The following is a 2062-nucleotide window of genomic DNA, read 5'->3' on the forward strand; positions in this document are numbered from 1 at the left end:
CAATGGGGCTGGTCGCCATCAACCTGCTGGGCGGCGTGCTCGCGTCACTCGCCTTCGCCTTCGTCGAGCTGCGCCCGTCACTGCCCTTCCTGTTCTTGACCACGCTGCTCGTCGGGCTGATCCTCGGTGGGTGGGCAGCCACGTCATCTCCGCTCGCCAAGCTCTATGGCGGCGCGCTCACGACCTTCCTGATCCTGTTCGGAACAGGCTTGTCGCCCTTGCCCGCCTCGACGCCAGAATCCTTTTCAACGCGGATCGGCTTCGTGCTGTTCGCGCTCGCGTACACGCTGTGCATGACCGCGCTGCTCTGGCGAGCCGGGCGGGCGGCAGAGAATTCCCGGATGGCATGAATGCGAATGTGAGCTGAAGCCAGTCACTCAGGCACGTCCGCTTTTCGGCAATGTGCCAACTTCCGCTTCTGGCGCCCTAATGCCGCGCGAGCAGCGTTAGCTGCATTTGACGTTGATGCACGCTTCCGTCACGCTCCCCGAAACCATCAGGGGAGCAAAATGCCAGTTGGCCGCCCGGCGACGGCGCTGCCGTCCCGACGCCAGTTATTGGCTAGCATGGGCGCAGGCCTGGCTGGCTCTGCACCGGCTTTGTCTACTCCGCGGTTTCGATTCGGCCTGACGCCGGTTTTTCTCAACTCCGACCTCGACCTCCTCGACGCGCTGCAAAGCTATCTTGCCCGAGCGATGGGCATGCCGGTCGAGCTGGTTCTCAAGCGCACTTATCAGGAGATCACCTCGCAGCTCATCTCAGGGCTGATCGATGCCGCTTGGATCTGCGGTTACCCCTTCGTCGCCTTTAGATCCGAACTGGCGCTTGTCGCCGTTCCCGTCTGGCGCGGCCGGACCACCTACCAGTCGTACCTGCTTGTCGGCGACGCCCGGCCCGCCGAGACACTCGAAGGGCTCAAGGGCGATGTGCACGCCTTCTCCGATCCTGACTCGAACTCGGGCTATCTGGTGACCCGCGCCTTGCTGGCCGAGCGCAGGCTCAGGCCGCAGGATTTCTTTCGACGCACGTTCTTCACCTATGGCCACCGCAACGTCGTTCGAGCGGTGTCAGCCGGCCTTGCGGATTCGGGCAGTGTCGACGGCTATGTTTGGGAAGTGATGTCGGAGACCGAACCCAAACTGACGGCCGGCACGCGCCCGATCTGGCGTTCCGATTGGATGGGTTTTCCGCCGATCGCGACGACCATGACGGCGCGTGACGCGTTGGCGACGCGGCGGTTGAGGCAGGCTCTCCAGGAGATGCCGGCCGACCCGACGGGCAAGGTTGCGCTGAGAATGTTGCGGCTCGACGGTTTCGCCGAAGGAAATCCGCAGCTCTTCGACAGCATCGCGGCCCGCCTGGAAACCGTCAGGGGCCAAGGATGAACCGGCTCACCTTCAATCCACGCCGCTGGCCGCTTGCAATTAAGGTCCCTGCGGTGGTCGCGCTCCTCCTGATCATCATCAGCGCGGTGCTGACCAACGCCGTCTTGTCCCGCCTCCAACAAACACAAGAGCGCCACCTTCGAACCGTCAGCACGACGCACCTGAATGGCCTCGCGTCAGTGGTGGTGCCGTATGTGATGCGCGAGGACATCTGGGAGATATTCGATGTCATTGAGCGCGCGGCGCCATTGGCCGGTGGCTTCGGTCAAGCGCTCGTGATTGTCACGAACGGCCGTAGGGAAACCCTCGCCTCGAGCCTGCCGCGCATTGCTCCCGTCGCGAGCCTTCAAGACGAACGTGCCGCAGGGTTCGCCCCCGGCGAGGATCTGCGCATCGATATGGCCCTGGAGCGCGCCTATTCGCGGCGCGACCTCAGCCATCAGGGGCGCACGATCGGGACGGTGCACGTCGATTTTTCGATCGCCCACCTTCTCGCCGAACGAAATGAGGTGCTCCGGGCCTTCATTGCGACAAACGCAGTGATAGCGCTGATCCTGGCGCTGCTTGGCTATTGGGTGGTTCGCCGCATGTTGCGGCCGTTGTCACTGCTGTCGCAGCACCTGGAGGCCGGCGCTTCGCGCGCGGTCCAACCGATCTCCTCCACGGAACTGCAATTT

General features: G+C 63.6%; 1 protein-coding gene and 2 pseudogenes. All 3 read left to right on the forward strand.

Going from position 1 to position 2062, the window contains the following annotated elements:
• Positions 1-350: pseudogene (locus tag B6S44_RS29520) on the forward strand (DUF2955 domain-containing protein); the annotation flags it as partial.
• Between the two features lie 159 nt (positions 351-509).
• Positions 510-1385, forward strand: coding sequence for a substrate-binding domain-containing protein (locus tag B6S44_RS27335; RefSeq protein ID WP_129160033.1), 876 nt, complete (start codon positions 510-512; stop codon positions 1383-1385).
• A pseudogene (locus B6S44_RS27340) lies at positions 1382-2062 on the forward strand (sensor histidine kinase); the annotation flags it as partial. The gene B6S44_RS27335 and the pseudogene B6S44_RS27340, both read left to right, overlap by 4 nt.

Origin of the sequence: Allobosea sp. Tri-44 (genome assembly GCF_004123845.1) — a bacterium.
In the GTDB taxonomy this organism is placed as follows: domain Bacteria; phylum Pseudomonadota; class Alphaproteobacteria; order Rhizobiales; family Beijerinckiaceae; genus Allobosea.